Genomic DNA, 25883 nt, shown 5'->3' on the forward strand with positions numbered 1-25883 from the left:
TGCGGGATGATATCCCATATCCGGGAACCACGTCGTCAGTCCCGTCCGCCGAAGGCCGCCAGCGTCCGCTCCAGCGCCGGCAGTGCCCGCACCACCCGCTTGGAGCGGATCAGCAGGTCCCACGCGGGCTCGAACTTCTTCCAGCCGCCGGCGTACGCGAGGTGCCGCAGCCGTTCGTGCGGGCCCGGCTGGGCCGCCGAGCCCCGCCAGATGCTGGACCAGCGGTAGAAGTCGCGGTACGCCCGCCAGTAGCCGTCCTGGAGCTGACGTGCCGTCATCCCCTTCGGCTCGTAGACGACATGGCGGGTGTCGTACAGGTCCCAGTCGCGGTGCAGGATGCGGCCCTCGGACTCCAGTTGCTTCCACAGTCCGGTCGCCGGGTACGGCGTCATGATGTGGAAGGTCGCCGTCTCCACGCCCTGGCCGATCGCCCACTCCACGGTGCGGTCGAAGACGTCGGGGCCGTCCTGGTCGAGGCCGAAGACGAAGCTGGCGTTGACCATGACCCCGGCGTCGTGCAGGCGCCGTACGGCCGCCGCGTAGTCGGTGCCGATGTTCTGGTTCTTGCGGCGTTCGGCGAGGTTGGCGTCGTTGACGGTCTCGAAGCCGACGAACAGGCTGCGCAGACCCGCCTCCACGGCCCGCTCCAACAGATCTGGGGCCAGGACGGAGTTGACGGTGCCCGCCGCCTGCCACAGCCGGCCCATGCCCTTCATGCCGTCGAACAGGGCCCGCGCGAAGCGCCGGTTGCCGAACAGGTGGTCGTCGAGGAAGTAGAGATGGCGTCCGGGCAGGCGGTCGATCTCGGCCAGGGCGTCGTCGACGGCCTGGGTGTAGAAGGACTTGCCGCCCTCGAAGAAGGCGTCCTTGTAGCAGAAGTCGCAGTGGTGCGGGCAACCCCGCGAAACCACGATCGAGTTGGGGACCAGGTACAGGTGACGCTTGATCAGGTCGCGGCGGACCGGCGGCAGTCCCGCGAGAGTCCGCAGGGCCGAGTCGTAGCGGCGGGCGGGGACGCCGTCGCGGAACTCCTTGAGGAACAGCGGCCAGGTGTCCTCGCCGGGACCCGTGAAGATCGTGTCGGCGTGGGCCGCGGCCTCCTCGGGGAGCGAGGTGACGTGCAGGCCGCCCAGGGCGACGTGCACGCCCCGGGCGCGGAAGTGGTCGGCTATCTCGTAGCTGCGCCGGGCCGAGGTGATGTACGGCTGGATCACCACCAGGTCGGGGGTGCCGAGGGCCTCCAGGTCGAGCCGCTCCACGTGTTCGTCGTGGAGGGTGACCTCGTCGTCGGGATCGAGGTAGCCGGCCAGGGTGGCCAGGCCCAGGGGCGGGAACAGCGAGTACTTGATGGGCCGGAACAGCGGGCTGGTCGCCTCGGTGAGGGCCGGGAGGATCATCGTCACGCGCATGCAGATCGAGACTGCGGGCGACCCGTGGCCGGTTCCCGCCCCTCGCGGCCTACGCCTGGGCGTCCTGGCGCCGGGCGGCCTCGCCGAGCGCGTCCAGCACCGGCCGGATCAGCGGATGCCCCTCGGCTCCCCGGCGTACGGCGGCGAACACCCGGCGGGTCGGCGCCACGCCGTCGACCGGACGGACCACCACGCCGGACAGGTCCATGCCGCGCAGCGCCGAGCGCGGTACGAGGGCCACGCCCGCGTCGGCCGAGGCGAGCGCGACGACCGCACGGAAGTCGTCCGAGGAGTGTTCCAGACGTGGCTGGAAACCGGCGGTCTCGCAGGCCAGGACCACCACGTCATGGCAGGGGTTGCCGGGGTACGGCCCGATCCACGGGTCCTTGGCCAGCTCCGCGAGCGGCACCTCGGCGGCCCCGGCCAGGCGGTGGCTGACGGGGACGACCGCGTCGAAGGGCTCGGCGTACAGCGGTACGTGGCTCAGCCGCGGGTCGTCGGCGGGCGGGGCCCCGCGGTACTCGACGGCCACGGCGACATCGACCTGCCGGTCCAGCACCATCGGCAGGCTGGCGTCGCCCTCGGCGTCCTGGACGCGGATGCGGATGCCGGGCGAGGTCTCGGCGAGCCGGGCCACCGCGGGCGCGACCACCAGGGCGATGCCGGTGGCGAAGGAGGCGACCGTGACCGTGCCGGCGGCGCCCGAGCCGTACGCGGCGAGCTCGGCCTCGGCCCGCTCCAGCTGGGCGAGGACGGCGTTGGTGTGGCTGAGCAGGATCTCGCCGGCCGGGGTCAGCCGTACGCCCTTCGCACCGCGCTCCACCAGCCGGTGGCCCGTCTCCTGCTCCAGCGCGGCGAGCTGCTGGGACACGGCGGAGGGGGTCAGATACAGCGCGGCGGCAGCCGCCGTCACCGTGCGGTGGTCGGCCACCGCACGGAGGATGTGCAGCCGCCGCGCTTCGATCATGAGATCGATTGTCTCAAATACGTCCCTCAGGCCTGCTCGGCGTCCAGCTCGGCCCGGGCCGCCGCGAAGGCGTCGACCGCCCGGTTCACGTCCGCCGTCGAGTGCGCGGCGGACAGCTGCACGCGGATCCGGGCCTGCCCCTGCGGCACGACCGGGTACGAGAAGCCGATCACGTACACGCCCCGCTCCAGCAGCAGCTCCGCCATCCGGCCCGCCTTCGCCGCGTCGCCGATCATCACGGGCGCGATGGGGTGGTCGCCGGGGAGGATGTCGAAGCCCTCGTCGGTCATCCGGCGGCGGAACAGCGCCGTGTTCTCGGTGAGCCGGACCCGCAGGTCGTCCGCCGACTCCAGCAGGTCGAGCACCTTCAGCGAGGCCGCCGCGATCACCGGGGCGAGCGTGTTCGAGAAGAGGTACGGCCGGGACCGCTGGCGCAGCAGGGCGACGATCTCGGCGCGGGCGGCGACATAGCCGCCGGAGGCGCCGCCGAGGGCCTTGCCGAGGGTGCCGGTGACGATGTCGACGCGGTCCATGACGCCGTGCAGTTCGGGCGTGCCGCGCCCGCCGGGGCCGACGAAGCCGACGGCGTGCGAGTCGTCGACCATGACCATCGCGTCGTAGCGGTCGGCGAGGTCGCAGATCTCGCGGAGCGGGGCCACATAGCCGTCCATGGAGAAGACGCCGTCGGTGACGATCAGTCGGCGCCGTGCGTCGGACGCGTCCTTCAACTGCCGTTCCAGATCGGCCAGATCACGGTTGGCGTAGCGGAAGCGGCGTGCCTTGGACAGGCGGATGCCGTCGATGATCGACGCGTGGTTCAGCGCGTCGGAGATCACCGCGTCCTCCGGGCCGAGCAGGGTCTCGAAGACACCGCCGTTGGCGTCGAAGCAGGAGGAGTACAGGATCGTGTCCTCCTGGCCGAGGAACGCCGACAGGCGCGCCTCCAGCTCTTTGTGCACCTCCTGCGTGCCGCAGATGAAGCGCACGGACGCCATGCCGTAGCCCCAGCGGTCCAGGGCCGCGTGGGCGGCGGCGACGACCTCGGGATGGTCGGCGAGGCCGAGGTAGTTGTTGGCGCAGAAGTTGAGGACCTCACCGGGGCGGCCGCCCGCGGTGACGTTCACGGTCGCGGACTGCGGGGTGCCGATGACGCGCTCGGGCTTGTGCAGACCGGCGGCGCGGATCTCGTCGAGGGTGGCGCGCAGGTCGTCGCGCACGGAGTCGAACATGAGGGAAGCTCCTGAGATGCTTGCGGAGGAAGGGAGTTGGGTGCTCCAGGGCTACGCGCTTCGCGGGTTGGTGCTTCGCGGTTACACGCTTCCCGGGTTACGCGCTTCGCGGCTTGCGAGCTGTACGGGTTACGCGGTCCAGTCGAGGATGACCTTGCCGCCGCGGCCGCTCGCCGCGTCGTCGAACGCCGCCTCGAAGTCGCGGTAGCCGTACCGGCCGGTGATCACGGGTGCGAGGTCCAGGCCGCCCTCCAGCAGGACCGACATCGCGTACCAGGTCTCGAACATCTCCCGGCCGTAGATGCCCTTGAGGGTGATCATCGAGGTGACGATCCGGGCCCAGTCGACCGGGAACTCCTGCGCCGGCAGGCCGAGCATCGCGATCCGGCCGCCGTGCGTCATGTTGGCGATCATGTCACGCAACGCCTCGGGGCGGCCGGACATCTCCAGGCCGATGTCGAAGCCCTCGCGCAGGCCGAGTCGGCGCTGGCCGTCGGCGATGGACGCGCCGGAGACGTCGAGCGCGAGGCTCACGCCGATCTTGCGGGCCAGCTCCAGCCGTTCCTCGCTGACGTCGGTGATGACGACGTTGCGGGCGCCGGCGTGCCGGGCCACGGCGGCGGCCATCAGGCCGATCGGGCCGGCACCGGTGATCAGGACGTCCTCGCCGACCAGCGGGAAGGACAGGGCGGTGTGCACGGCGTTGCCGAACGGGTCGAAGATCGCGGCGACATCGAGGTCGACGGGCACGCGGTGCACCCAGACGTTGGCGGCAGGCAGGGCGACGTACTCGGCGAACGCCCCGTCCCGGCCGACGCCGAGCCCGACGGTGGCCCGGCACAGGTGCCGCCGGCCGGCCAGGCAGTTGCGGCACTTGCCGCACACCAGGTGGCCCTCGCCGCTGACCCGGTCGCCGACGCTGATGTCGGTGACGTCCCGTCCCGTCTCGACGACCTCACCGACGAACTCGTGCCCGACGACCAGCGGGGTGCGGATCGCCTGCTGCGCCCAGCCGTCCCAGGCCCGGATGTGCAGATCGGTGCCGCAGATCCCGGTGCGCAGCACCTTGATCAGTACGTCGCCGGGTCCGACGGCGGGCTCCGGGACGTCCGCGAGCCGGAGCCCGGGCTCCGCCTTCTCCTTGACCAGCGCCTTCAACGCTACGGCTCCTGTGGGTGAGTCCCGGCTCCGGGCATGCCGAAGGAGCCCTGGGCCGGGAGGAGGAGTGGAATCGCACAGCAATCTGCCGTACGGCGCCCTCACCGGTCCATCGAGGTTTTCTTAAGCGCGGCCACAGCTTTCCTTCACGCCTGACCTGTGTGGAAAGATCGCCGGGCCGGAGGATCTCTGGGAGCACCGGCCGCCGGTCAGTGCGGCAGCCCGTCGCCCTCCCGGAACTCCAGCCGCAGGACGAGGTCCGCGGCCTGCTCCTTGATGATCGCCAGGCCCGCCTTCCCCCAGGGCCGGGGCTGAATGTCGGCGACGCACACGGTGCCCAGCACCATGCCGGTGCTGTCGATGAGGGGAGCGCCCAGGTAGGAGCGGATACCGAACTCGTCGACGACCGGGTTGCCCGCGAACCGCGGATAGTCGCGGACGTCCTCCAGCACCAGGGCCTTGCGGCGGACCACCACATGGGGGCAGAAGCCGTGGTCGCGGGGCAGGGCGCGGCCCAGCAGGGCGCCGGTGCCGTCGCTGCGCACGACCGGGGCGATGAGGGGGGTGTGCAGGCCGGCGAAGAACTGCCCGTTCTCGTCGAGGAAGTTGACCATGGCGTACGGCGCCCCGGTGTGGTCGGCGAGGCGGCCCGCGAAGGCGTCGAGCCCGGGCTCCGGGCGCTCCCCCAGGCCGAGCGCCCGCAGTCGCCGGGTACGGGCGGGAGCCTCTTTGTCCTCAGGTGTCAGCAGCAGACGACCGGCCGGGCGCGGCGGGTCGTAGCTCATGGGCGGGCTCCCGTGCTGTGGGCGTACGTCATATGCGGCTCCGTGACGAGGTGTGCGGGGGTCACATGTGGGCGCCGTACCCCGTGGCGGGGGCCGGTGCGTGGGCGATCAGGTGGCGTACGAGCGTGGCCAGGGTCTGGACGCCGGAGCTGGAGATCCGGGCGTCGCAGCACACGACGGGGATCTCGGCGGACAGGTCGAGAGCGGCGCGCACCTCCTCGGGGTCGTAGCGGTAGGCGCCGTCGAACTCGTTGACCGCGACGATGAAGGCGAGGCCGCGCTGCTCGAAGAAGTCGACGGCCGCGAAGCACTCCTCCAGGCGGCGGGTGTCGGCGAGGATGACCGCGCCGAGCGCGCCCTCGCACAGCTCGTCCCACATGAACCAGAACCGCTCCTGGCCGGGCGTGCCGAACAGGTACAGCACGTGTTCCGGGCTGAGGGTGATGCGGCCGAAGTCCATGGCCACGGTCGTCTCAAGCTTGTTCTCGATCCCGTCGAGGTTGTCGGTCGCGGCGCTGACCGTGGTGAGCAGCTCCTCCGTGCTGAGCGGGGCGATCTCGCTGACCGCGCCGACGAAGGTGGTCTTGCCCACGCCGAACCCGCCCGCCACGAGGATCTTCAGCGCGGTGGGAAAGGGGTCGGTGCCGTCGTCGTAGTCAGAGCTGTCGTCGTAGTCCATCGAGCACTGCCTCCAGAAGGGCCCGGTCCGTCGGGTTGTGGTGGAACACGGGGGGCTTGGTGGTGAGCGCCCCGCAGTCGACGAGGTCCGCCAGCAGCACCTTGGTGACGGCCACCGGCAGCTTCAGATGGGCGGCGACCTCGGCGACCGGGACGGGCGCGCGGCACAGGTCGAGCGCCTGCGCGTGCTCGGGGCCGAGGTAGCCGAGGGGGGTCGCCCCGGTGGCCATCACCTGCGACATGAGGTCGAGCGCGACGGTGGGACGGGTGCGGCCGTTGCTGACGGTGAAGGGGCGCACCAGCCGACCGGCCGCGTCGTCGAGCCAGGGCCCGTCACCGGCCGCCGCCACGCTCAAGGCCTCATCGCCCGGGAATCGACGGTGTGCTGGCGGGGGGCGGTCACCAGGTAGGGACGGACGCTCTTGACCAGCATCGCCATCTCGTAGCCGAGGACCGCCGCGTCGGCCTCCCGGCCGGCGAGCACGGCGAGGCAGGTGCCGGAGCCGGCGGTGGTCACGAACAGCAGGGTCGAGTCCAGTTCGACGACGACCTGCCGTACGTCGCCGCCGTCGCCGAACCGGACACCGGCGCTGCGGCCGAGGGAGTACAGGCCGGAGGCCAGGGCGGCCATGTGGTCGGCGCTGTCCGGGTCCAGGCCGTGCACGGACTTCACCAGCCCGTCGCAGGACAGGAGCACCGCGGCGGTCGTGTGCGGAACCCGCTGCACGAGGCCGCTCATCAGCCAGTCGAGATCGGATACCTGGGCGGTCGGCGCTTCGCTCGCCATGGTGGATCGACTCCTTGAGGTACGAAGGTCTGCGGGAGCGCTGGGGGTGGGAAGGGGGGTCGTCATCCGGCGGGTGCGCTCCCGTCGTGCCGGGCGGTCTGGTCGAAGGTCTGGTCGGGGCGGGACAGGGGCACGCCATCACGCGCGCCGCGCGCCTCGGAGGAGGCGGGCGCGTGCGCGGAACGCGCCTCGGTTGTGGGGGCCAGGTCCATGGGGCGTACGCCCATGGAGGGCGGGGTGAGGGTGGAGGACGCGTCCATGGGGGGCCGGATGGTGCGCGGCGTTGGATCTGTGGGTGCCGGGGCCATGTGGGCCGACTCGCTGTGGGCCGGGTTCGGATGGGCCGACTCCCGGTGGACCGGGGCCATGTGGGCCGACTCGCTGTGGGTGGGCTCCATGGGGACGGGCTGCCTGGGGGCAGGGTCCATGGGGACGGGCTCCATGGGGATCGGCATCCGGTGGGTCGACGTCGTGCGGTCCGGCTCCCTGCTGGTCGGCTGCGTGCTGGTCAGGTCCGTGCTGGTCGGCTCGCTGAGTGTTGACTGCCGGTGCGTGGACTGCGCTGGCTTTGCGCCCAGATGACCGGGCTCCATGTGCCTGGAGTTCATGTCGCTGGAGTACATGTGGCTGGAGTCCATGTGGCCCGAGTCCGAGTTGCCGGAGTTGGTGTACCCGGAGTCTGTGTAGCCGGACTCCATGAGACCGGAGTCGGTATGGCCGGAGTCCATATGCCCCGCCGCCATGTGGCCGGGCTCCCTGTGCCCCGCTTCCATGTGCTGTTGGGCTTCGGCGAGCCCGATGCCGCGCTGGAAGGCCGCCATCAGGCCGGGGTCGTGGCCGGCGAGGTACTCGGTGTCCTGGCGCGGGGCCGGGCCGCCGCGCAGCTGCGGTGCGATGTGCTCCTGGGCGCGGCGGCGGGGCAGTTGGGGTTTGCCCATGGTGCCGCGCACCGCTCCGCTGCGCGGGGTGGGCGGCGCGGTCACGTTCTCGGCGAGGATCCGCCGGTCGTCGGGCTTGATGCCGGGCGCGGCCTCGGCCGGGTTGGGGCGCTCCTCCCGCGCGCCACGCACGGGCAACGGCGGCGGTCCGCCGCCGGTCCACCCCGCGGCCGGTGCGGCGGGCTGCGGCTGCCGCCGCGCTTCGCCGTGAGGTGCCGATGGCGCATCCGACGCGCCGAGGTGGGACAGGGAACCGGACGAGTCGCCCGGTGCGGCCCCGGCCACCGGCGCGGACGCGATCACGGCCCCGGACCCGGGCAAGGACCCCCGCGCGGACGACGAACTCGGCGCAGACGACACCCCTGCCCCGGACGAAGCCCCCGGCACAAAGGAATCGCCCGGTGCCGGAGAGCCCGTGTGCGTAGCCGAGGCACCCTGCCCGGACCCGGGCCGCGCCCGCTGTGACGCTACGACCGGCCGGTCCGCACCGGCACCCGTACCCCCACCCGCTCCGGCACCGGAACCCGCACCCGCACCACCCGGTGCCTGTGCCTGCTCCCCCACTCCGGAGGCGCCCGGCGCAGCCCCCAGCAGTGCCTGCGGCACGACGAGCACCGCCTGCACCCCGCCGTAGATGTTGGTCTGCAGCCGGACGGTGATGCCGTGCCGCCGGGCGAGCTGCGAGACCACGAACAGCCCGATGCGGCCGTCGGCGAGGAGCCGGGCGACGTTCACCTGGTCCGGGTCGGCGAGGAGGGCGTTCATCCGCTGCTGCTCCTCGACGGGCATGCCGAGTCCGCGGTCCTCGACCTCGACGGCGAGCCCGGAGGTGACGAGGTTGGCCCGCAGCAGCACCTGGGTGTGCGGGGCGGAGAACACCGTGGCGTTCTCGACGAGTTCGGCCAGCAGGTGGATGACGTCGGCGACGGCGTGGCCGCGCAGGGTGCCGTCGATCGGCGGCACCAGCTTGACCCGCGAGTACTGCTCGACCTCCGCGATGGCCGACCGCAGCACCTCGGTCATGGAGACCGGGTTGCTCCACTGCCGCCGGGACACGGCCCCGCCGAGCACGGCGAGGTTCTCGGCGTGCCGGCGGATCCGGGTGGCGAGGTGGTCGACGTGGAAGAGCCCCTTGAGCAGGTCGGGGTCCTCCATCTCGTTCTCCAGCTCGTCGAGGATGGAGATCTCGCGGTGCACCAGGGACTGCAGGCGCCGGGCGAGGTTGACGAACACCTCGAGCTTCTGCTCGCTGCCCGCCTGGCTGGAGAGCTGGGAGGCCTGGACGACGGCGGTGACGGCGCCGTCGTGGGCGCGGGCCAGGTCGGCGGCGAGCGGTTCGAAGTCGTCGGCGTCCTCGGGGGGAGCGCTGAGCGGCCGGCGCTCGGGTGGGCCGTCGCCGCGGCGCAGCGCCTCGACCAGGGCGCGCAGGTCGGCCTCGCGGCGGGCGGTGCTGCGGCGCAGGGCGCTGATGCGGTCGTGCACGGACCGGGCCGCGCGGTTGGCAGCCACAGCGGCGATGACGATGCCGGCGAGGGTCACCGAGACCGCGCCGCCGAGCACGGCCCACAGGGTGAGGCCCGGTCGCGCTCCGGTGGAGCGGACGGTGAACAGGACGGCCGCACAGGCACTGAGGGCCACGGCGATGGGCGGCAGCACGGCGAGACGCAGCAGTTGGGGCTGTATGTGAGTCTCGGGCAGTGCGGGCGCGGTGCGGGCGACCGGCCGCCCGTGCCGCCCGCCCTCACGGCGGTCTGCGCGGGCGGCCGGGGCGCGGAGGTGAGACATCGGTGTCCTCGTGCTGGTCCGTCGGGCCGGGGTGCCAGGGGGGCTCGTGGGAGTGCGACCGGGCTCGCGGGCCCGGGTGCGCGCCGTACGGGGTGCATGGCCGGCCTGGCGGCCGCGGGCGTGCCGCGCGTGTCCCGCGCCGGGGCGCCCACCGCCCACCGGCCGACCCGAATCGGCGGCGGACGGCTCGCCCGCATCGGCGGCAGCCGCCCACTCCGAGCCCTCGTCCGGGCTCGGACGACGGGGATCCCCGTCGCGTCGACCACCTCGTCCGCCTTGCGCCTGCACCTACAGACCCCGCTCCCCTGACCTGCCTGATCCAGGCGACACCGCGGCGCGGCCCATCCGGAATCCGGCCCTGCGTCGCCCGACGGACACTCACAGTAGTCGTCACCGCATCATGTGCGGTGGGCAGTTGACAAACTCATACGGTGAGCGTCCCGCTCTGGTATGAGGCTTCGCACGACAGACCGATAAGCCTCCGGGGTGCCCACCCCGGAAGGGAAAGAGTTCGATCTGACCTGGTCAGAAGCGGTCACGGAGAAACAGCAAGACCCGGGGAGCCCTTCGCTCCCCGGGCCTCACACCATGCGCGTCCCCCGCCGACGGCCAGTCCTCCGGGAACGCCCAAGCGCCTCCCACCCGTCCGACCGCACCGCCGAAATGTCACTGAGCGTGTCGGCCTAGGCCATGACTCCGCGTCGCCCCTGGCCCTGATCGTGGCCCCGGATGAGCGCCACCCCACGCCACCACGGCCGTCGGACGACAACCGCCCGCACGACCCGCCCGCGAACCCTGCCCGGACCTGTCGAGCGGACGAGCGGGAGGGAGCGGACAAGCAAGACGAGCGGAAGGGAGCGGACGAGCGGGACGAACGGACGAGCCCGGCGATCACACCCCGGCCGCCCTGAACGGGATCGCGTTCCCGTCACGACTCGCCGACGAGGTCGGCGTCCTTCGCGACCGTCTCGGCCGCCACCGGCCAGGCCGCCCACCCCTCGGCAGGAGCCCGGGTCACCTCACGCCACCAGGGGCGTGCGGGAGGGAGATGTGCCGGCTCGAACGGTTCCCCGGGGACCGGCGTCGCCACCGCCTGCCCTGCCTCGTGGCCGGCGTACAGGGTCCGCTCGGCGGGCTCGTGCCAGGGATGCGGGGCCAGGTTGAACGTGCCCCAGTGGATCGGGAGCAGGACGCCGTGCGGTCGGCCCTGCTGCAGATCAAGCTGCGCCCGTATTCCTTCGTCGGGGGTCATGTGGATGTCGGGCCAGAACTCGGAGTACGCGCCGATCTGGATCATCGTGGCGTCGAACGGGCCGTGCTCGGCGCCGATGTCCTCGAAGCCCTCGAAGTAGCCGGTGTCGCCGCTGTGGTAGATCCGGTGCTCGGCTCCGGCGACGACCCAGGAGGCCCACAGGGTGTGCTGGGTGTTGCGCAGGCCCCGGCCGCAGAAGTGGCGGGCCGGGGTGGCGGTGAGGGTCAGTCCCCCGAGCTTCGTGTCCTCGTGCCAGTCCAGTTCGCGCAGCCGGTCGGCGGACACGCCCCAGTGCTCGAGGTGGGCGCCGACGCCGAGCGGCACGGCGAACACCGTGTCCGTGCCGGCCAGCGCCTTGATGGTGGGCATGTCCAGGTGGTCGTAGTGGTCGTGCGAGATGACGACGACGTCGACGGGGCCGAGCGCGGCCAGCGGCACCGGCACCGGATGCAGCCGCCCGGGACCGGCGAAGGGGAACGGGGAGCAGCGCCGGCCCCACACGGGGTCGAACAGGACGCGCTGTCCGTCGATCTCCGCGAGCACGCTGGAGTGCCCCATCCACGTCAGCCGCAGTCCGCTCACCGGGGGCTTGGCGAGGTCGGCGAGTGTGGTGGCGTGCACCGGCGGCGTGCCCTGCGGGGTGCGGCGGGTCCGGGCGTCCTTGTCGAAGTAGAGCTTCGCGAAGTCGCGTGTGGAACCCGAGGGGCGGGTCCGTGCGGTGCCCCCGGGGTTCTGGAAGACGCCGTCCTTGAAGTGGGGCGATCTGCGGATCCGCGCCATGCGCTCCCCGCTCGGGTCCACGCCGAAGGCCGCGGGCCGCAGTGCGCGGAGCCCGGAGCTCAGGGAACGGTAGCCGGCCACGGTACCTCCAGGTGGAGTCGGTCAGGCATCCCATTATGGTCGGCCCCTCCGACAGCGCCGGGCCGCCCTGGTCACGGTGGGCATCACAGACCCCACCACCGAAGATCGGTCAGGACGTTGACCGTGCGTCGCACCGCTTCCGGTACTGACCCGCGATTCAGCAGGAGCCGTCGTGACCAGTCCCTTGTCGCAGCTCACCTGGACCGACCACCTCACCGGTCGCCAGGGCTTCCTGGCGCGGCCGGTACGTCCCGCTGGGCGGCGCCAAGGGCGGCATCGACGGCGATCCCCGGGAATCCGTAGGCGTACGGGCTGCGCTGCCGGTGCGCTGTCTGCGGGATCAAGGGCGCGGAACAACAGCTCGGGATCGGCCGAATCGCCCTGCCAGGAGGTTCCCTACTGCTGTGTAGGGTGACGGCGTGGCGAGAGTCCGGTTGAGCGTGGCGGAGCGGCGCCAGGAACTGCTGCGGGCCGCCATCGAGCAGATCGAGGCACGGGGCGTGGCGGCGGTCAGGATCGCCGACGTGGCTTCGGCGCTCGGCGTGTCCAACGCGCTGGTGCTCTATCACTTCTCGACGAAGGAGCAGCTGGTCGCCTCCGCGTTCCGGCACGCGGCCGAGGACGACCTGGCGCATCTGCGCAGGCTGCTCGGCCGCCGTACGTCGGCGCTGCGGCGGCTGCGGTCGGCCGTACGGTGGTACGCCCCCACGGGCCAGGCCAAGGGCTGGCGGCTGTGGATCGAGGGCTGGGCGGCGGCGCTGCGCGACCCGGCGCTCCAGGAGGTAACGCGCGATCTGGACAAGCAGTGGAAGGCCGCGCTCGCGGAGGTCATCGCGGAGGGCGTGGCCGCGGGCGAGTTCCACTGCCCGGACCCCACGGGCGCGGCCCTGCGCCTGACCGCCCTGCTCGACGGGCTCGCCGTCCAGCTGACCTCATACGCCGGTGCCGTGCCGCGGGCACGAGCCCAGGCATGGGTGGACGAGGCCCTGGCCCGCGAACTCGGCCTGGGCCGGGAAGCCTTGACGGCCGCCCGACGCTGAACTCCCGCCCAGGCGCGGGCCACACCAACCGCCCGTACAAGCAGCACCCACCAGATCGCCCCACCCACACCCGACCACACCACGACGACACGCGCCCAGGCACGGGCGGACGAAGCACCGGCCCACGAACTCGGCCTGAACAGCAAGACCTGAGCACCGCCCGACGACGGACTCCCGCCCGAGTGCGAGCCACGCCGGCCGTCCCCGTGCGAGCAGCACCCGCCGAATCGCCGCACCCACGCCCGACCGCACCGCGACGGCGCCGCCCGCGCCCGAGGGTGCTCAGGCCACCGAGGCGATCCGCATCTTGATGTCGTCCGGCGACAGGGTTCCCTTGGCCGTCACGTGGTCGCCCGACGACTCCCCGCGCAGCCGGCGCCCGATCCACGGGACCAGGTACTCGCGCGCCCAGTGGACGTCGTCCCGCCGGATCTCGAAGGTGCCGCGCGGCGGCAGGGGCGGCCAGGGCTGCTCCGGGTCGGCCGGCACCTTCAGGCCGAGGGCCTGGCCCGCGCGCAGCGCCACGCGCGTGTGCCCCTCGGGCGACAGGTGCAGCCGGTCGGCGTCCCAGGCCCTGCGGTCCCGGACGCTCTTCAGGGACCACAGGTCGAGCACCGGGCAGCCGTACCGGTCGGCGATGGCCCGTACGTGGCCGTTGTACGTGGCGATCTTGCCGCGCAGGTGCTTGAGCACGGGCACGTCCCGGGTGTCGAAGCCGGTCGCCACCATGACGGTGCCGGCCGCGGCGGTCAGCGCGGCCACCGCCCGCTCGAACCGCTCGGCCACGTCGTCCGGGTCGCCGCCGGGCCGGATGATGTCGTTGCCGCCCGCGCAGAACGAGACCAGGTCCGGGGCGAGTTCGACGGCCCTGGGGACCTGGTCCGCCACGATCTGGTCGAGCAACTTGCCGCGCACGGCGAGGTTCGTGTACCGGAAGTCGCCTTCGGGCCGGCGGTCCGCGAGCAGCACGGCGAACCGGTCGGCCCAGCCGACGAACGCCCCGTCGGGGCCGGGGTCGCCGACGCCCTCGGTGAAGCTGTCCCCCACCGCCACGTACGACCCGATCACTGATCTGCTGTCACTCTTCGAATCGTCTGCCACGGCAGAACATGATTCACCCTCGAATGTGACCTACGCGACCGTAGGAAGGGATTGACGCGCGGTGAGATAAGCCACTCCCAAAGTGTTGGCCAGCTCCGGAATAGTGCGCCGATCAGGGATGTTGAGGGGCAAGCCGCCACACCCGGAACCCGGTGACGCGGAAGTGGCTCCACACGGTCCGGAAGGCAAAGTGGCCGCCGGTGTACGGCTGCGGGTCGCGGTAGTCGAAGACGAGCCGCCCGTTGTTCCACCACTGGACGGTCGACCCGTCGGAGACGATCCGGACGCGGTTCGGCTCGTTCGGCACCAGCAGCGGCTCGGTGTAGTCGAAGACCAGCGGACGCACTCCGGGCTCGCCGACGTAACGGCGCAGCCTGGTCGTGGTGTTGTGGTTCGCGCCGTACCCGGCGTAGTACGTCGTGAGGTGGTCGTACTCGGCGAGCGCGCCGCCGCGCGCCGTGGCGAAAGAGGTCGTCCGGGGAGCGGACGTCGGTCGCGTTCCAGAAGTTGTTGAGGTCCGAGACGCGGTCGTTCGCCCCGCCCTCGGACACCGGCGTGGCGGTGTACTCCAGGACGTACGGCCCCTCCAGCCGCTGTGTGAACCAGACCGTCGCCCCGCTCGGCACGTCGATCTCCAGCACGCCGCGGGAGGCGGTGACACGCCCGCCCTCCTGGAGTTCGGTCACCCACCGGCCGAGGCCGTGACGGAAGTCGTCGCGGGCGAGGAGGCGCCGGTGGCGGGGCGCCGCGTGCGCGGTGCCCGTCGGGGCGAGAGCCGCCAGGGCGGCACCGGCGGCCAGGACTCCGAACGTTCTACGGGTGGTCGGCACAGGACACAGCTCCTTCGCATCACATCCGCCAGAAAGCGCTTGCTCCACTGAGGAGATCACTGTGTCCCAACTGCCGCCGCATGTCGATGCCTTGGCGTCCCGCACGCACACCGAAGGCCGGACCCGGGGATCGGGATCCGGCCTTCGGAGGCGTGTCAGGCAGGTGGTCGCGTGGGTCAGCCGACGGTGACGCCGTGCGAGCGGAGGTAGGCGACCGGGTCCACGTCGGAGCCGTAGTCCGGCGTGGTGCGGATCTCGAAGTGCAGGTGCGGTCCGGTCGAGTTGCCGGTCGAACCGGAGAGGCCGACCTGCTGGCCGGCGGTCACCGTCTGGCCGGCCGACACGGAGAGCGAGGACAGGTGGGCGTACTGGGCGTAGTAGCCGTCGTTGAGCTTGATGACGACCTGGTTGCCGTACGCGCCGGCCCAGCCGGCGGAGACGACCGTGCCCGCGCCCACGGCCTTGAGGGAGGTCCCGGTCGGGACGGAGAAGTCCACGCCGGTGTGGTAGCCGCTGGACCACATGCTGCCGGCCACCTTGTAGCCGGTGCCGACCCCGGCGGACACCGGCGCGGTGTAACCGCCGGAGGTGCTCGTGGCCTCGGCGGCCCGGGCCGCGGTCGTCGTCTTCGCGGCGGAGGACTTCTCGACCGCCTTCTTCGGGGCCGACGCCTTGGACTCCGACGCCTTGGACTCCGTGGACTTGGACTCCGGGGACTTGGCCGGGGAGGACGGCTTGTCCGCGCCCGTCGTCGCCTTCTTGCCGATCGTCAGCTTCAGGCCGGGGTGGATCAGGGACGGGTCCTCGCCGACGGCCTCACGGTTGTCCGCGTACAGCTTCTTCCAGCCACCGCTGACGTTCTGCTCGGCGGCGATCTTCGCAAGATAGTCGCCGGCCTGCACGGTGTACGTGCGCACGTCCGCATTCTTCTTCTCGGCGGCATTCTTCTCGGCCACCGGAAGGGACTGGACGGCCCTTTCGGAAGCCGACTGCGGGGTGGCGGCATAGGCGCCGGTGGCCCCCAGCAGCGGAAGGGCGAGTGCGGCGCCACCGGTTCCGGCGACGGCGATGGAACGAGTGAAACGCTGGGTCTTGGGACGGCGGTGCTTACCCTTCGCGGGCATGGCGAATTCCTCTCCGGCGCCTGCGAGGTGAGCTGTCGGGTGCGGACTGGAGATGCCCGGCCGCGCCGAGGCGCGACTTAACCCCAAGCCTGTTCCGGAGACCGGAACAGGCGTCGTACCTGTGGGTCCCCCGCTCCTGCCGTACACGGGTCAGTGTGGGTGCGGGCTCCGGGCGGCGGCAGGATTCGGCGTCCGTCCGGATCGGTGGCGAACGTAAGCGAATAAGACGCGTGGGGACAAGCTTGCGGTTGCTCGTGAATGCGACTCAGGAGATTCCTGTGGACATTCCCGGTGACCCTGCGTCGATTACGGATCTCCCGCTTTCCCCAAACTCCCTTGAAAAGCATGTTGATTACGTGAACATGACGACAACACATCGTCACGAATATGACGCTCCTCACGTGCCCCGACCCATCTCCCTTTCTATCGGGGCACGTTATGCCGAAGTGCTCTATTCAGACAGATCGGCCACTTGCCACGAACCGCCCGGGCATTCGTGGCCGAGCCGGGTCACCGGCGTCGCAGCCGGAGCACGGTGGCGTCGAGGTCCCCGCGCAGTCCGGTCCGCAGCCCGTGGTGGGTCAGCACAGCGCCTCGATGGATTTCTCCGGTTTCGAGGCATTCGTACGACGCTGCCGCATCGAGGCCGCGCAGCCTGAGCGCCGGGACCGGTTCCCCGTAGTGCTGCGCCTGCAGCCAGGCCAGCACGACGGTCTCGTCGCCGAGGACGTACTGCACCGCGCTGAGCCCGCCCGCCGGAGGACGCAGCCGGTACAGGTCGCCGCGCTGGACCACGGGCCGGATCTGCTTGTAGAGCTCCACCCACTCGCGGGCCTCGGCGAGCTCCTCCTGCGTCCACCTGGTCAGGTCGCCGCCGACGCCGAGGACTCCGGCCATGGCGCTGACGAACCGGAAGCGCAGGGAGCTGACCCGGCCGTTGAGCATGACGTTCGGGCTGTCGGTGACCCAGGCCGCCATGACCCGGGCCGGGTGGATCTGGCTGAAGCCGTGCTGGATGGCGAGCCGGTCGAGCGGGTCGGTGTTGTCCGAGGTCCACACCTGGTCCGTCCGGCTCAGCACCCCGAGGTCGATCCGCCCGCCCCCGCCCGAGCAGGATTCGAAGGCGACGTGCGGGTGCGCCTGGCGCAGCCGGTCCAGCAGGGCGTACAGGGCCCGTACGTGGTCGGTCCACAGCCGCTGCGGATACGGGTCGCCCGGCCAGCCGGCGTCGGTGAAGCAGCGGTTGAAGTCCCACTTCACGTAGTCGATCGGGGCGCTGGACAGCAGCCCGTCGAGCTGCTCCCACAGGTAGTCCTGGACGTCGTCGCGGGCGAGGTTGAGGACCAGCTGGTTGCGGAGCTCCGTCCGCGTGCGTCCCGGCTGGAACTGCACCCAGTCCGGGTGCGCGCGGTACAGGTCGCTGTCCGGGTTGACCATCTCCGGCTCGACCCAGATGCCGAACTGCATGCCGAGGCCGTGCACGTGGTCGGCGAGCGGCTTGAGCCCGTGCGGGAAACGGTCGGGGTTGGGCGTCCAGTCGCCGAGCCCGGCCCGGTCGCTGGTGCGCGCCCCGAACCAGCCGTCGTCGACCACGAACAGCTCCACGCCCATCGCGGCGGCCCGCTCGGCGAGCGCCCGCTGCTGCTCCTCGGAGATGTCGAACTCGGTGGCCTCCCAGGAGTTGAACAGCACGGGCCGGTCCCGGTCCGCGTCCGGGACGACGTACGTCCGCTGGTAGGCGTGCCAGGCGCGACTGGCACCGCCGAAGCCGCCGTCGCTCCACAGGCCCGCGAAGACGGGGGTGGTGTACGACTCCCCAGCCCCCAGCATCAGCAGGCCGGAGTCGTCGTGCCCGGCCCCGCCGGTGATCTGCACGCGCGCGTCCGGGAGTTGGGCGACGGCGATCCGCCAGGACCCCGACCAGCCGAGGGCGCAGCCGTACACCTCGCCGCGTTCCTCGGTCGCGTCGGTGTCGAGGGCGACCCACGGCAGGTGCTGGTGCCCGGTGTGGCCGCGGCGGCTGCCGATGACCTTCTCGCCGTAGGTGAGCTCCGAGCGCACCAGCCGGGACTCCGCGCCCCAGCGGCCGTGCAGCTGGGACAGCCGCCAGCCGTCACGGTCGGGCAGGGTCCAGGTGGCGGAGTCGGCGCGCAGCACTTCGACGTCCGGCCCCTGGTTCTCCAGGGTCACCCAGCGCTCGACGACGTCGGTGGCGGGACGCATCCGGTAGTGCAGCGTGACGGCGAGACCGCCGTCCCGGAAGCGGAGCCGCAGCTCGCCGTCCTGAGCCGTGTCGTGACCCTCGTACGTCCACTCCGTACCGCGCCGCTCGCCGGTGCGCACGGACAGGGCGGGACGGGTGAAACGCGGACCGCCCTCGACCGGGTACTCCTCGCGTCCGTCGAGCGGGGACTCGAAGGGCCAGTAGTCCGGCAGCGGGCGCACGGCGAGGGCCTCGGCGTCGGCGAGCGCGATCCTGGGGCCCCAGTGCAGGTGCACCAGCTCGTCGCGGTCGGTGAGATGCACGGCGTAACTGCTGGTCGGCCCTGTCAGGACCCACGTACGACCGTCTTCGGAGATCTCCGGCATCAGACCCTCACAGATTCGAACAGGTGCGATCAAGCACCAACATCATCGGGGTGCCCGGGCTGTCCGGGCAACGTCTGTGGACAACTGATTGGCCCTGGCAGGCATGCCGTATGGTCGTGTGGTGCCCGTCGGCGAGTCGCGTCGGCGGGGCCGAGTGGGAGGGAGCCCTCGTGACGCAGCAGGTCCCGTCGACCGAGCCCGAGCTGGCCGCAGTGCGCAACTTCCGTGACGTGGGCGGACTTCCGACCGTGGACGGTCGACGGGTGCGCTACGGGGTGCTGTTCCGCAGTGGCCACCTCGCGCACGCGACCGCGGAGGACGCCGCCTTCCTCGCCTCCCTGGGCCTGCACACCATCTTCGACTTCCGCAACGCGGCCGACCAGAAGCTGGAGGGGCCGGACGTCGAGCTGCCGGGCGTGCGCAATGTGAACCTGCCGCTGACCGACCCCGCCGACGGCGCCGAGTTCTGGAAGATGGTTCGCGACGGCGACATCGACCAGCTGCGCGAGATCCTCTCGGACGGCAAGGCCGCGAACCGGATGATCGCCTCCTACCGCACGATCATCAAGGAGCGCACCGCCGAGCATTCCCAGGTGCTGCACGCCCTCGCCGAGGACAGCGTGCCCGCCCTGATGCACTGCGCGGCCGGCAAGGACCGCGCGGGCCTGTCCGTCGCGGTGACCCTGCTCGCCCTGGGCGTCGAGCGTGAGGCGATCCTCGACGACTACCTGAAGTCCAACGCCAAGCACCGCCGCTACAAGGTGCACCGCAGCAGCAGCTCCGCCTCCGCCTACTCCGACGAGGTCATGGACCTGCTCAGCCCCCTCTTCGACGCACGCGCCGAATACCTGGACGCGGCCTTCCAGACCATCGAGGAGACCTGGGGCGGCGTCGACACCTACCTGGAGAAGGGGCTCGGCGTCACCCCGGAGACCCGGGAGCGGCTGCGCGAGCGACTGCTCGACTGATCCCCGGGAGCCGAGGGGATCACTTCGCGCCCACCTCGAACAAGAGGTAGATGAAGGCCGCGAAGACATGCCCCACCGCGATGTAGATGATCAGCCGCACCCACAGGGCGCGGGGGAACTTCTCTTCCATGTCGCTCATGGCGTATCTCCAGGGGTGGGGCCCAGGCACAGGGCGGCCGTGGGGCTCTGCAGCAGGGTGTGGACGAACAGCAGCTCGACCCCGTCGGGGTCCTGGGCTGCGATGCGGTGCGGGGTCAGCGAGTCGAAGTGCGCGCTGTCGCCCGGGCCGAGCCGGTGCGTGGCGTCCCCGAGGCGCAGCCGCAGCCGCCCCTTGAGGACATGGAGCCATTCCTCACCGGGGTGCACGCGCACGATGTCGCCCTGGGAGCCGTACGGCACGTGGACGCGCAGGGCCTGCATGCCGCGCCCGGGTGCGCCGGCCTGCCAGTACGTCCAGCCGCCCGCCACGGTGGGCTCCATGGCGGCGGCCCGTACGACGGCGTCCCGGTCGGCGACCGTTTCGCCGAGCAGCTCGGAGACGGTCGTACCGTAGATGCGGGCGAGCGCGAGCAGCATCGGCAGTGAGGGCTGGCGCTGACCGGTCTCCAGGCGGGAGAGGTGGGCGGGCGACAGCCCGGCGGCGCGGGCCGCGGCCTCCAGCGTGAGGGAGGCCCGATGGCGCAGGGCGCGCAGCTGGGGCGCGACGGCGGGCAGGGCACCGGCCGGATCGCCCGGCTCGACCGGCGGCCCGGTCTCGGAGGAGCTCATGCCTCCATTCAGCCGGAGCCTTGCCTGTGCGGCAAATTCATTGCCTGAAAGGCAAAAGGCGGCGGGGTGCGCGCCTGGTCAGCGGTTGGCCACCGCCTGCTTCACCAGCGTCTTCCCGAAGTCCCACACCAGCCCGCCGTTGTGCGCGTCGTCCATGACTGCGGTGAAGGCGTCGACGAACCGGTCCACCTCCCGCTCGCCGATGATCAGCGGCGGGATCAGCTTGATCACCTCCATGTGGTCGCCGGAGACCTGGGTGAGGATCCGGTGCCGCTGCAGCAGCGGTACGACGACCATCTGAGCGAACAGTCCCTTGCGGGCGGCCTGCAGCACGGTCCAGCGGCTGCGCAGCTTCAGCGACCTGGGCCTGCCGAACTCGATGCCGATCATCAGGCCCCGGCCGCGCACCTCGGAGAGCAGCTCGTACTTGTCGGTCAGCGCCGCGAGCCGGGACTTCAGCTGCTCGCCGGTGGCGCGGACGTTCGCGACGATCTGCTCGTTCTCCATCACCGACAGCACCGCGAGACCCGCCGCCATGGCCTGCGCGTTGCCGCCGAAGCTCGCCGAGTGGACGAGGACCCGGTCCATGGACGAGTAGACCTTCTTGAAGATCCAGTCCTTGCCGAGGGTGGCCCCCACCGGCACATAGCCGCCGGAGAGCGCCTTGGCCACGCACACCAGGTCCGGCTCGACCCCGTCCTCGTGCTGGTAGGCGTAGAAGTCGCCGGTCCGGCCGAGTCCCGTCTGCACCTCGTCGGCGATGAGCAGCGCCTTGTGCTGGTGCAGCAGCTCCTGGGCGGCGCGCAGATAGCCGGGCGGGGCCTCGTGGACGCCCTTGCCCTGGATCGGCTCGACGATCAGGGCGGCGACGTCCCCCTTTCTCAACTCCCGCTCCAGGGCGTCGAGATCGCCGAGGGGCACGGCCGTGTCGGGCAGCAGCGGGGCGAAGCCGTCCCGGAAGCCGGACTCGCCGTTCACGGACAGCGCTCCGGTGGTCAGTCCGTGGAAGGCGTGCGCGCAATACAGGATGCGCGGCCTGCCGGTGACGTAGCGGGCGAACTTCAGGGCGCCCTCGACGGCCTCCGTGCCGCTGTTGCCGAAGAACACCCGGTCCAGGTGCGGGGTGTGGGCGAGCAGCTTCTCGGCCAGCAGCCCGGGCAGCGGCTGGCAGTCGAAGCGGGTGAGGTCGGCGAGGGAGGCGTCGAGGACGTCGTGCAGCGCCTTGCGGACGACGGGGTGGTGGCGGCCCAGCCCCATCACCCCGAACCCGGCGAGCATGTCCAGGTAGTCGTCGCCGTCCGCGTCCCAGAAGTAGGCGCCCTCGGCACGCTCGTAGACCTTGTCGAAGCCGATGGTGTGCAGCATGCGCGGCAGCTGGTGGTTGAGGTACCGGGCGTGGAGGTCGTAGCGTTCGCCGCCACGCTCGGCCAGCAGCCTGCCGAGATCGAACTCCCCGGTCCCGGCTGCGGGTTCGGCGGTGGTCATCCCTGGTTCTCCTTGGACAGCTCTTCCTTGACGGCCAGACTCGCGCTGATCCGTCCGGCGACCTCGACGGGCGTGAGGCCGATGTCGGCGAGCACTTCGGCGCGCTTGGCGTGCGCGAGGAACTGCTCCGGGATCCCGAACCGACGTACGGGCACGTCGACGTCGGCGTCGCCCAGCGCCAGCGCCACCGCCGAACCGACCCCGGCGGCGCGGCTGTTGTCCTCGACGACGGCGACCAGGCGGTGCTCGGCGGCGAGAGGGGGCAGCGCCGGGTCGACGGGCTTGACCCAGCGGGGGTCGACGACAGTGCAGCCGATCCTGCGGGCCTCCAGCAGCTCGGCGGCCCGGAGGCAGACGGGCGCCATCACGCCGACGGCCACGAGCAGCACCTCGGGGTCGTCCGCCCGGTGCAGGACGTCCAGCCCGCCCACCCGGTCCACCGCCGGAATCGACGGGCCCACGGACTCCTTCGGGAAGCGGACGAGAGTCGGCGCGTCGTCGACGGCGACCGCTTCGCGCAGCTGGGCGCGCAGCTGGTCGGCGTCGCGCGGCGCGGCGATCCGCAGCCCCGGCACGACCTGGAGGACCGCCATGTCCCACATGCCGTTGTGGGAGGCGCCGTCGACGCCCGTGACGCCGGCCCGGTCCAGCACGAAGGTCACCCCGCAGCGGTGCAGCGCCACGTCCATCAGGAGCTGGTCGAAGGCGCGGTTGAGGAAGGTGGCGTAGACGGCGACGACCGGGTGCAGGCCGCCCGTCGCCAGGCCCGCCGCGGACACGGCCGCGTGCTGCTCGGCGATGCCGACGTCCCACACCCGGTCCGGGAACCGCTCGGCGAACCTTCCCAGGCCGACCGGATGCAGCATGGCGGCGGTTATCGCCACCACGTCCTCCCGCTCCTCGCCGATCTTCACGATCTCGTCGCCGAACACGGACGTCCAGGACGGGCCATGGGACGGCGCGAGCGGCTCGCAGGTCAGCGGGTCCATCACGCCGACGGTGTGGAAGTGGTCCTCCTCGTGGGCGAGGGCGGGTTCGTAGCCGCGTCCCTTCTCCGTGAGGCAGTGGACGAGGACCGGCCCGTGGAAACGCTTGGCGCGCCGCAGCGCGGACTCGACGGCTCCGATGTCGTGCCCGTCGATCGGGCCGACGTACTTCAGGCCCAGGTCCTCGAACAGGCCCTGCGGGGCGAAGGCGTCCTTGAAGCCCTTCTTCGCACCGTGCAGCGCCTCGTAGACGGTGTTGCCGATGACGGGCGTGCGCTGGAGCACCTCCTTGCCCCAGGCCAGCACCCTCTCGTAGCTGTCGGTCGTGCGCAGGGTCGCGAGGTGGTTCGCGAGGCCGCCGATGGTCGGGGCGTAGGAGCGTTCGTTGTCGTTGACGACGATGATCAGCGGGCGGTTCTTGGCGGCGGCGATGTTGTTCAGCGCCTCCCAGGCCATGCCCCCGGTGAGCGCGCCGTCGCCGATCACCGCGACGACGTGGCCCTTCTCCCCCTGCACCTGGCGGGCCTTGGCGAGCCCGTCGGCCCAGCCCAGCGCGGTGGAGGCGTGGCTGTTCTCGATGACGTCGTGCTCGGACTCCTCGCGTGACGGGTAGCCGGACAGGCCGCCCTTGCCGCGCAGCTTGGAGAAGTCCTGACGGCCCGTGACCAGCTTGTGCACGTAGCTCTGGTGGCCGGTGTCCCACAGGATGCGGTCGACCGGTGACTCGAAGACCCGGTGCAGGGCGACGGTGAGCTCCACCACCCCCAGGTTGGGCCCGAGATGACCGCCGGTCCTGGCGACCGCGTGCACCAGGAACTCCCTGATCTCGCCGGACAGTTCGCCGAGTTCCGCCTCGGACAGCGCCTTCAGGTCGCGTGGTCCCCGGATGCTCTCCAGAATCGTCACGCTCGGGCCCCCTCTCGGTCCGTGCCTCGCTTCAACTCACCGTCACTGCTGGTGTCCCCATGACGGTCGGGGCGCCGGACGCGGCGCCGTCCTGCTCCATCTGCTCGGCGAGCTTCATCGCCTCTTCGATCAGTGTCTCGACGATCTTCGACTCGGGGACGGTCTTGATGACCTCGCCCTTGACGAAGATCTGTCCCTTGCCGTTGCCGGAGGCGACCCCCAGATCCGCCTCCCGCGCCTCGCCGGGGCCGTTGACCACGCACCCCATGACGGCGACGCGCAGCGGCACCTCCATGCCCTCCAGACCGGCGGTGACCTCGTCGGCCAGCTTGTAGACGTCGACCTGGGCGCGCCCGCACGACGGGCACGACACGATCTCCAGCCGCCGCTGCCGCAGCCCCAGCGATTCCAGGATCTGGATGCCGACCTTGACCTCCTCGGCGGGCGGGGCCGACAGCGACACCCGGATGGTGTCGCCGATGCCCTGCGAGAGCAGCGCGCCGAAGGCCACGGCCGACTTGATCGTGCCCTGGAACGCCGGGCCCGCCTCCGTCACCCCCAGATGCAGCGGGTAGTCGCACTCCTCGGCGAGCTGCCGGTACGCCTCGATCATCACGACCGGGTCGTTGTGCTTGACGGAGATCTTGATGTCCCGGAAGCCGTGCTCCTCGAACAGCGACGCCTCCCACAGGGCGCTCTCCACGAGTGCTTCCGGGGTCGCCTTGCCGTACTTCTGGAGCAGCCGCCGGTCGAGCGAGCCCGCGTTGACCCCGATCCTGATCGGCGTGCCGTGGTCCCTGGCGGCCCGGGCGATCTCCTTGACCCGGTCGTCGAACTGCTTGATGTTGCCGGGATTGACGCGTACGCCCGCACAGCCGGCCTCGATCGCGGCGAACACGTACTTCGGCTGGAAGTGGATGTCCGCGATCACCGGGATCTGCGACTTGCGGGCGATGGTCGCCAGCGCGTCCGCGTCGTCCTGCGTGGGGCAGGCGACGCGCACGATCTGGCATCCGGAGGCGGTGAGTTCCGCGATCTGCTGCAGGGTGGCGCCGATGTCGGACGTACGGGTCGTCGTCATCGACTGCACCGACACCGGGGCCCCGCCCCCGACCGCCACCGGTCCGACGTGGATCCGCCGCGACGGGCGCCGCTCGGCGATCGGACGGGCCGGCATCTCGGGGACGCCCAGGGAGACGGCGGTCATGCGCTACCCCTTGCTTCCGGCGACGGTCTCGCGCATGGCGCGCAAGGACTCCTTCAGGGACCCCATGGTGGCCAGGACGGCGGTCGGCTCGTAGCCGCAGTGCGCCATGCAGTTGGCGCAGCGCGGGTCCTTGCCGCGGCCGTACTTGTCCCAGTCGGTGTCCTCGATCAGCTCCCGGTACGTCGGCACGTACCCGTCGCTCATCAGGTAGCAGGGCCGCTGCCAGCCGAAGAGCGAGTAGTTCGGGATCGCCCACGCGGTGCACGGGAAGTCGACCTTGCCCTCGAGGAAGTCGAGGAACAGCGGGGAGTGGTTGAGCCGCCAGCGGCGCCGGTTGCCGCCCGAGAAGGCCTTCTTGAACAGCTCGCGGGTCTGCTCCACACCCAGGAAGTGCTCCTGGTCGGGGGCTTTCTCGTAGGCGTAGGCGGGCGAGATCATCATCTCGTCGACCTTGAGGTCGTCGTTGAGGAAGTTGAGCACCTCGATGACGGTCTGCGGGGTGTCGGTGTTGAAGAACGTCGAGTTGGTGGTGACCCGGAAGCCGCGCCGTTTGGCCTCCTTGATGGCCTCCACCGCCTCGTCGAACACGCCCTCCTTCGCCACCGACTCGTCGTGCCGCTCGCGCAGCCCGTCGATGTGCACGGCGAAGGCGAAGTAGGCAGACGGCTTGAACTTGTCCATCTTCTTGCGCAACAGCATGGCGTTGGTGCACAGGAAGACGTACTTCTTCTTCGCCACCAACTGACGGACGATCTCGTCGATCTGAGGGTGCATCAGGGGTTCGCCGCCGGCGATGGACACCATCGGCGCGCCGGACTCGAGCACCGCCCCCACGGCCTGGGCGACCGGCATGCGCTGCTTGAGCACCCCCGCCGGGTGCTGGATCTTGCCGCATCCCTCGCACTTGAGGTTGCAGGCGAAGAGCGGCTCCAGCTCGACGATGAGCGGAAACTTGTCCCGCCTGCGGAGCTTCTGTTCAGCCAAGTACGTAGCGACCTTGATGGACTGGCGCAGCGGCATGGCCATCTGG

The 25883-nt window shown here is 71.4% G+C and carries 21 protein-coding genes, 2 pseudogenes and 1 riboswitch; of the genes and pseudogenes, 3 read left to right on the forward strand and 20 right to left on the reverse strand.

The window, feature by feature from the left end; genetic code table 11:
• Positions 1-35 precede the first annotated feature (35 nt).
• From ACYVMZ_RS07175 to ACYVMZ_RS07220, 10 genes are all read right to left on the reverse strand, one after another.
• Entirely contained in the window at positions 36-1409 is a 1374-nt protein-coding gene (locus tag ACYVMZ_RS07175) for a B12-binding domain-containing radical SAM protein (RefSeq protein ID WP_461076718.1), read from the reverse strand.
• A 49-nt stretch (positions 1410-1458) separates the two neighbouring features.
• Positions 1459-2376, reverse strand: a complete 918-nt coding sequence (locus ACYVMZ_RS07180; RefSeq protein ID WP_461076720.1) for a LysR family transcriptional regulator — start codon at positions 2374-2376, stop codon at positions 1459-1461.
• 26 nt (positions 2377-2402) lie between these two features.
• On the reverse strand, positions 2403-3605 hold the full coding sequence (locus tag ACYVMZ_RS07185; protein ID WP_461076722.1) for a glycine C-acetyltransferase: 1203 nt from the start codon (positions 3603-3605) through the stop codon (positions 2403-2405).
• A gap of 129 nt (positions 3606-3734) precedes the next feature.
• Entirely contained in the window at positions 3735-4763 is a 1029-nt protein-coding gene (tdh, locus tag ACYVMZ_RS07190) for an L-threonine 3-dehydrogenase (protein WP_461076724.1), read from the reverse strand.
• A 209-nt stretch (positions 4764-4972) separates the two neighbouring features.
• Complete coding sequence (locus tag ACYVMZ_RS07195) at positions 4973-5548, reverse strand: GAF domain-containing protein (protein WP_461076726.1); 576 nt, start codon at positions 5546-5548, stop codon at positions 4973-4975.
• 61 nt (positions 5549-5609) lie between these two features.
• On the reverse strand, positions 5610-6227 hold the full coding sequence (locus ACYVMZ_RS07200) for a GTP-binding protein (RefSeq protein ID WP_461076728.1): 618 nt from the start codon (positions 6225-6227) through the stop codon (positions 5610-5612).
• The gene (locus tag ACYVMZ_RS07205; RefSeq protein WP_461076730.1) at positions 6205-6576 is read right to left on the reverse strand and encodes a DUF742 domain-containing protein; all 372 of its coding nucleotides are present in this window, start codon (positions 6574-6576) and stop codon (positions 6205-6207) included. The genes ACYVMZ_RS07200 and ACYVMZ_RS07205 overlap by 23 nt, the downstream gene beginning before the upstream one ends.
• A gap of 2 nt (positions 6577-6578) precedes the next feature.
• Positions 6579-7013, reverse strand: a complete 435-nt coding sequence (locus ACYVMZ_RS07210; protein ID WP_461076732.1) for a roadblock/LC7 domain-containing protein — start codon at positions 7011-7013, stop codon at positions 6579-6581.
• A 62-nt stretch (positions 7014-7075) separates the two neighbouring features.
• Positions 7076-9736, reverse strand: coding sequence for a sensor histidine kinase (locus tag ACYVMZ_RS07215; protein ID WP_461076734.1), 2661 nt, complete (start codon positions 9734-9736; stop codon positions 7076-7078).
• Positions 9737-10664: 928 nt separating this feature from the next.
• Positions 10665-11849: an MBL fold metallo-hydrolase gene (locus ACYVMZ_RS07220; RefSeq protein WP_461076736.1), complete on the reverse strand. Its 1185-nt coding sequence runs from the start codon at positions 11847-11849 to the stop codon at positions 10665-10667.
• 172 nt (positions 11850-12021) lie between these two features.
• Between ACYVMZ_RS07220 and ACYVMZ_RS07225 the strand changes: the two are divergent.
• Positions 12022-12145 (forward strand): annotated as a pseudogene (locus tag ACYVMZ_RS07225) (glutamate dehydrogenase); the annotation flags it as partial.
• 123 nt (positions 12146-12268) lie between these two features.
• Positions 12269-12889 (forward strand): TetR/AcrR family transcriptional regulator, encoded by a 621-nt coding sequence (locus ACYVMZ_RS07230; RefSeq protein WP_461076738.1) that lies wholly within the window; start codon positions 12269-12271, stop codon positions 12887-12889.
• A 282-nt stretch (positions 12890-13171) separates the two neighbouring features.
• Here ACYVMZ_RS07230 and ACYVMZ_RS07235 read toward each other — a convergent pair whose 3' ends face one another.
• The 4 genes and pseudogenes from ACYVMZ_RS07235 to ACYVMZ_RS07250 form a co-directional block, all read right to left on the reverse strand.
• Positions 13172-13957 (reverse strand): SGNH/GDSL hydrolase family protein, encoded by a 786-nt coding sequence (locus ACYVMZ_RS07235; protein WP_461077105.1) that lies wholly within the window; start codon positions 13955-13957, stop codon positions 13172-13174.
• A gap of 145 nt (positions 13958-14102) precedes the next feature.
• Positions 14103-14820 (reverse strand): annotated as a pseudogene (locus tag ACYVMZ_RS07240) (DUF6250 domain-containing protein).
• A 176-nt stretch (positions 14821-14996) separates the two neighbouring features.
• On the reverse strand, positions 14997-15944 hold the full coding sequence (locus tag ACYVMZ_RS07245) for a M23 family metallopeptidase (protein WP_461076740.1): 948 nt from the start codon (positions 15942-15944) through the stop codon (positions 14997-14999).
• Positions 15945-15948: 4 nt separating this feature from the next.
• Positions 15949-16105, reverse strand: a riboswitch (cyclic di-AMP (ydaO/yuaA leader).
• A gap of 349 nt (positions 16106-16454) precedes the next feature.
• The gene (locus ACYVMZ_RS07250; RefSeq protein ID WP_461076742.1) at positions 16455-18533 is read right to left on the reverse strand and encodes an alpha-galactosidase; all 2079 of its coding nucleotides are present in this window, start codon (positions 18531-18533) and stop codon (positions 16455-16457) included.
• Positions 18534-18703: 170 nt separating this feature from the next.
• On the opposite strand from ACYVMZ_RS07250, the gene ACYVMZ_RS07255 reads away from it, so the two are divergent.
• On the forward strand, positions 18704-19501 hold the full coding sequence (locus tag ACYVMZ_RS07255) for a tyrosine-protein phosphatase (RefSeq protein ID WP_461076744.1): 798 nt from the start codon (positions 18704-18706) through the stop codon (positions 19499-19501).
• 19 nt (positions 19502-19520) lie between these two features.
• Here ACYVMZ_RS07255 and ACYVMZ_RS07260 read toward each other — a convergent pair whose 3' ends face one another.
• The 6 genes from ACYVMZ_RS07260 to hpnH form a co-directional block, all read right to left on the reverse strand.
• Positions 19521-19640, reverse strand: a complete 120-nt coding sequence (locus ACYVMZ_RS07260; protein WP_128436791.1) for a DUF6126 family protein — start codon at positions 19638-19640, stop codon at positions 19521-19523.
• Positions 19637-20269 carry a helix-turn-helix domain-containing protein gene (locus tag ACYVMZ_RS07265; RefSeq protein ID WP_461076747.1) on the reverse strand — a complete coding sequence of 211 codons (633 nt, stop codon included), beginning with the start codon at positions 20267-20269 and terminating at the stop codon, positions 19637-19639. The genes ACYVMZ_RS07260 and ACYVMZ_RS07265 overlap by 4 nt, the downstream gene beginning before the upstream one ends.
• 78 nt (positions 20270-20347) lie before the next feature.
• On the reverse strand, positions 20348-21754 hold the full coding sequence (locus tag ACYVMZ_RS07270) for an aspartate aminotransferase family protein (protein ID WP_461076749.1): 1407 nt from the start codon (positions 21752-21754) through the stop codon (positions 20348-20350).
• Positions 21751-23646, reverse strand: a complete 1896-nt coding sequence (gene dxs, locus ACYVMZ_RS07275; RefSeq protein ID WP_461076751.1) for a 1-deoxy-D-xylulose-5-phosphate synthase — start codon at positions 23644-23646, stop codon at positions 21751-21753. The genes ACYVMZ_RS07270 and dxs overlap by 4 nt, the downstream gene beginning before the upstream one ends.
• Before the next feature lie 31 nt (positions 23647-23677).
• Positions 23678-24853, reverse strand: coding sequence for a flavodoxin-dependent (E)-4-hydroxy-3-methylbut-2-enyl-diphosphate synthase (ispG, locus tag ACYVMZ_RS07280; protein ID WP_461076753.1), 1176 nt, complete (start codon positions 24851-24853; stop codon positions 23678-23680).
• Positions 24854-24856: 3 nt separating this feature from the next.
• Positions 24857-25879, reverse strand: coding sequence for an adenosyl-hopene transferase HpnH (hpnH, locus tag ACYVMZ_RS07285; protein ID WP_461076755.1), 1023 nt, complete (start codon positions 25877-25879; stop codon positions 24857-24859).
• Positions 25880-25883 lie beyond the last annotated feature (4 nt).

The organism is Streptomyces deserti (assembly GCF_054782695.1).